Source organism: Streptomyces sp. NPDC006552, from assembly GCF_040611655.1.
Classification (GTDB): Bacteria; Actinomycetota; Actinomycetes; order Streptomycetales; family Streptomycetaceae; genus Streptomyces.
In genome coordinates, this window is the sequence record NZ_JBEXOS010000137.1 from 1 (window position 1) to 4520 (window position 4520).

The window sequence follows — 4520 nt, forward strand, 5'->3', positions numbered from 1 at the left end:
CAGTACCTCGTCCGCAACCCGGTGGGGCTTCTCGCGCAGCTCCCCGCGCCCCTGAAGGGGCGCCCGATGAGATGGCGCACGCAGTGCGCATCTCAGGGGCGCGGGGAACTGCGCGACCAGCCCCCACCGGGCCCGCGGCCGGGGAGCGGCCCGCACAGCCGCGACAAGCGAGCCGCACCCCACAACCCCGCCGCCCCCAAGATCACCCATCTCAGCCGCCGGACACCCCCCAGCCCGCTCAAATACACCCGCTACCCTCCAAGACGTGGCTGAGATCCAGATTCCCGCTGACATCAAGCCCGCCGACGGACGTTTCGGCGCTGGCCCCTCCAAGGTGCGCACGGAGGCGCTGGACGCCCTGGCCGCCACCGGCACGTCCCTGCTGGGCACCTCCCACCGCCAGGCCCCGGTCAAGAACCTGGTCGGCCGGGTGCGCGAGGGGGTGAAGGACCTGTTCTCCCTCCCCGAGGGGTACGAGGTCGTCCTGGGCAACGGCGGCTCGACCGCCTTCTGGGACGTCGCGACCCACGGGCTGATCGAGAACAAGTCGCAGCACCTGAACTTCGGCGAGTTCTCCTCCAAGTTCGCGAAGGCGTCCAAGCTGGCCCCCTGGCTGGCCGAGCCGACCGTGATCAGCTCGGACCCGGGCACGCACCCGGAGCCGAAGGCCGAGTCCGGCGTCGACGTCTACGGCCTGACCCACAACGAGACCTCGACCGGTGTCGCCGCCCCCATCAAGCGCGTGGCCGGCGCCGACGAGGGCGCCCTCGTCCTGGTCGACGCCACGTCCGGCGCGGGCGGCCTGCCCGTGGACATCGCCGAGACGGACGTCTACTACTTCGCCCCGCAGAAGTCCTTCGCCTCCGACGGCGGCCTGTGGATCGGGGTCTTCTCCCCGGCCGCGATCGAGCGCGCCGAGCGCATTCACGCGAGCGGCCGCCACGTCCCGGAGTTCTTCTCCCTGCCGACGGCGATCGACAACTCCCGCAAGAACCAGACGTACAACACCCCGGCCCTCGCCACGCTCTTCCTGCTCGCCGAGCAGCTGGACTGGATCAACGGGCAGGGCGGCCTCTCCTGGTCGACCGCGCGGACCAAGGACAGCTCGACCCGCCTGTACACGTGGGCCGAGGAGTCCAAGCACGCGACGCCGTTCGTCACGGACCCGGCCAAGCGCTCGCAGGTCATCGGCACGATCGACTTCTCCGACGACATCGACGCCGCCGCCGTCGCGAAGGTGCTCCGCGCCAACGGGATCGTCGACACCGAGCCGTACCGCAAGCTGGGCCGCAACCAGCTGCGCGTCGCGATGTTCCCGGCGATCGACCCGGCCGACGTGCAGGCGCTGACGGCCTGCGTCGACTACGTGATCGACAAGCTCTGACGCCCCGCTCAGGCGCCGGGAGGGCATCCAACAGCCCCTCCGGCGCCTGAGGAGCGGGGCCCGGGGCGGAGCCCCGCGTCCCCGGCGCGCACCCGGCGGGTCACTTCGCCTTGGGCCGCCGTACCAGCCGCCCCACCCCGAGGACCACGATCAGCAGTACGGCCGCCCCGACGGCCCCGGCCTTGCCGGTGAACCCGCCCCCGTCGCCGTCGCCGCCGTCGGCCGAACTCCCGTCCGATCCCCCGGAGTTCCCGCCCGCGCCCGCGACCTCCACGGGCTTGACCGAACTCCCCCGGCCCTCACTGCCGTAGAGCAGGGTCCGGCCGTCGGCGGTATACGTCACCGACTCGCCCTGCGGCTGCATCGGCACGCTCAACTGGCCCTGCCGGGTGGGCTTCCCGTTCTTCCAGGAGTACGCGACACCGCCGAAGTAGCCGCGCAGGGCGAGCTGTCTGCCGTCCGGTGAGAAGGCGCCGTCGGTAACCCACAGATCGATGTCGGCGACCCGCTTGAAGACGTTCGTGGCGGCGGAGTCCAGCGGGTCCGGGCCCTCGTAGAGGCCGCCGCCGTCCTCGTCCTTCTCCACGATGTAGACCCGGCCGGTCTTCGGGTGGACCATCATCGCCTCGGCGTTGCGCGGCCCGTCCGCGTACTTCACGACGTACTGCGTCGCCCGTACGGTCTGGTCGCGCAGCACCTTCGGCTCGGGCACCTTGTAGATCCACACGTGGTCCCAGGTGCCGCCGAGGTTGTCCCCGATGTCGCCGACGTACAGGTCGCCGTCCGGGCCGACCGAGATCGCCTCGACGTCCCGCGGCGAGCCGATCCCGGTCAGGGTGAGCGTGGCGACGGTCTTCCCGGTCCGCCCGTCGACGGCGTACAGGTACGCGCCGTCGTCGCTGTCGTTGTGGGTCCAGTAGACGCCGGGGTGGGCGCGGGAGGCGGCCAGGCCGCTGGACTCGGTGATCCGCGGGTCCTGGAGGGTGAAGCCGTCGGAGCCGGCCGGCCGGTCGCCGGCGGACGCGGGACCGGCCGCGCAGACCGACAGCAGCACGGCGGCGGCCGCGGCCCCACCCACACGCGACGACGCCTTGTACGAACGCATGCCCCCAGCTTGCCAGGCGTGTTCGGTCTCACACGCACGCGGTCCGGGTGATCGACGATGATGAGCGGATGCTCAGGTTCATGTTCGTCGGTGACTCGATGACGATAGGAAGCGCGGGCGAGCACACCTGGCGCCACCGCATGTGGCAGCACCTGCGCGCCACCGGCACCGCCTGCGCCGTGACCGGCCCCCGCACCGCGCTGCACGGCGGCGGCCACGACTACGCCGACCCCGGCTTCCCGCAAGCCCACTTCGCGGGCTGGGGCGAGGGCTGGCTGCACATGGCACCGGCCATCGCGGACGCGGTCGCCGGGGCCCGCGCCGACCTCCTCCTGGTCTCCCTCGGCCTGATCGACCTCGGCTTCTACACGGACGCCGAGCAGACCGCGCAGAACGTCCGCCGCTTCGTCACCGCCGCCCGCACCGCCAACCCGGCCGTGCGCATGGCCGCCCTCCCCGTCATCCCGAACATCCGGGCCGAGTCCGACGCCGCCTTCGCCGCCGAGGTCGCCCACTTCAACACCCTGCTCGCGAAGACGGTCGCGGACCTGGACGAGCCCCGCTCCCCGCTCCTGCTGGCCTCGGCCCCGCGCTCGTACGACATCCACACGGACACCTACGACGGCACGCACCCGAACGCCTCCGGCGAGCACAAGCTCGCCGCGGCCTTCGCCGAGGCGCTGCACCAGGCGTGGGGCATCGGCGGCCCCTACCGCCTTGCGGCGGCCCACTCCCCCGCGGTGCTTGCCTAGAGCGCACTCCACCGACTTGGCTGGGCTGTCATGAAGTACACGCAGCTCGGACGCACGGGACTCAAGGTCAGCCGGCTCGTCCTCGGCACCATGAACTTCGGTCCGGAGACCGACGAGGCAACCAGCCACTCCCTCATGGACGCGGCGCTGGCCAGTGGCATCAACTACTTCGACACGGCGAACGTGTACGGCCGCAGCGAGAAGGGCCGTACCGAGGAGATCATCGGCAACTGGTTCGCCCAGGGCGGCGACCGGCGCGACAAGACCGTCCTTGCCACCAAGGTCTACGGGAGCATGACCGGCGGCGGCGACGTCTGGCCCAACCACGACCGGCTCAGCGCGGTGAACATCCGCCGCGCCGTCGACGCCAGCCTCAAGCGGCTCCAGACGGACTACATCGACATCTACCAGTTCCACCACATCGACCGGTCCACCCCCTTCGAGGAGATCTGGCAGGCCGTCGACGTCCTCGTCCAGCAGGGCAAGATCCTCTACGCGGGCTCGTCGAACTTCCCCGGCTACAAGATCGCCCAGGCCAACGAGGTGGCCGCCCGCCACGGCCGGCTCGGCCTCGTCAGCGAGCAGTGCCTCTACAACCTGGCCGAGCGGCGCGCCGAGATGGAGGTCATCCCGGCCGCGCGGGACTACGGCGTCGGCGTCATCCCGTGGTCCCCGCTCCACGGCGGTCTGCTCGGCGGCGTGCTGAAGAAGGAGCGCGAGGGCAGCCGGCGCAACGGCGGCCGCAGCGCGGGCGCCCTGGAGAACTCCCAGGTGCGCGAGCAGGTCCAGCGGTACGAGGACCTGCTCGACAAGCACGGCATCGAGCCCGGCGAGGCCGCCCTGGCCTGGCTGCTGACCCGTCCCGGCGTCACCGGCCCGATCGTCGGCCCGCGCACCCAGGAGCAGCTGGACTCGGCGCTGCGCGCGGTCGAGCTCGACCTGGGCGAGGAGGTCCTGGCGGGTCTCGACGAGATCTTCCCGGGCCCGGGGCCGTCCCCGGAGGCGTTCGCCTGGTAGCCCGCGCGCAGGTGGCGGCGGCCGGGATCGGCTACGAGCCGACGGCCGCCGCCACGGCCACCACGACGAACATCAGCACAAGCACCCCGGCCATGATCCGGTTCCGCGTCTTCGGGTCCACGCCCTGAGCCTAACGCGGCGGGCGGTGCGGGTGCGGGTGTGGGTGCGGGCCGGGGTCAGGTGCGGCTGCGGGCCCGGTGGGGGCTGGTCGCGCAGTTCCCCGCGCCCCTGGAGCATGCGGCTTCGCCGCAGCTCCCCGATG

At 72.1% G+C, this 4520-nt stretch carries 4 protein-coding genes; 3 read left to right on the forward strand and 1 reads right to left on the reverse strand.

Annotated elements, in window-relative coordinates:
* Window positions 1-265 precede the first annotated feature (265 nt).
* On the forward strand, window positions 266-1384 hold the full coding sequence (serC, locus tag ABZY33_RS35845; protein WP_356495907.1) for a phosphoserine transaminase: 1119 nt from the start codon (window positions 266-268) through the stop codon (window positions 1382-1384).
* Window positions 1385-1484: 100 nt separating this feature from the next.
* Here the strand turns inward: serC and ABZY33_RS35850 are convergent, their stop codons facing one another.
* A complete protein-coding gene (locus tag ABZY33_RS35850) occupies window positions 1485-2489 on the reverse strand; it encodes a WD40 repeat domain-containing protein (RefSeq protein ID WP_356495908.1) in 1005 nt (334 codons plus the stop codon).
* Window positions 2490-2557: 68 nt separating this feature from the next.
* Here ABZY33_RS35850 and ABZY33_RS35855 point away from each other — a divergent pair, with 68 nt between their 5' ends.
* Together ABZY33_RS35855 and ABZY33_RS35860 are read left to right on the forward strand one after the other, a co-directional pair.
* On the forward strand, window positions 2558-3241 hold the full coding sequence (locus tag ABZY33_RS35855) for a GDSL-type esterase/lipase family protein (protein ID WP_356495909.1): 684 nt from the start codon (window positions 2558-2560) through the stop codon (window positions 3239-3241).
* A 30-nt stretch (window positions 3242-3271) separates the two neighbouring features.
* Window positions 3272-4258 (forward strand): aldo/keto reductase, encoded by a 987-nt coding sequence (locus ABZY33_RS35860; RefSeq protein ID WP_356495910.1) that lies wholly within the window; start codon window positions 3272-3274, stop codon window positions 4256-4258.
* The last annotated feature ends 262 nt before the right edge of the window (window positions 4259-4520 follow it).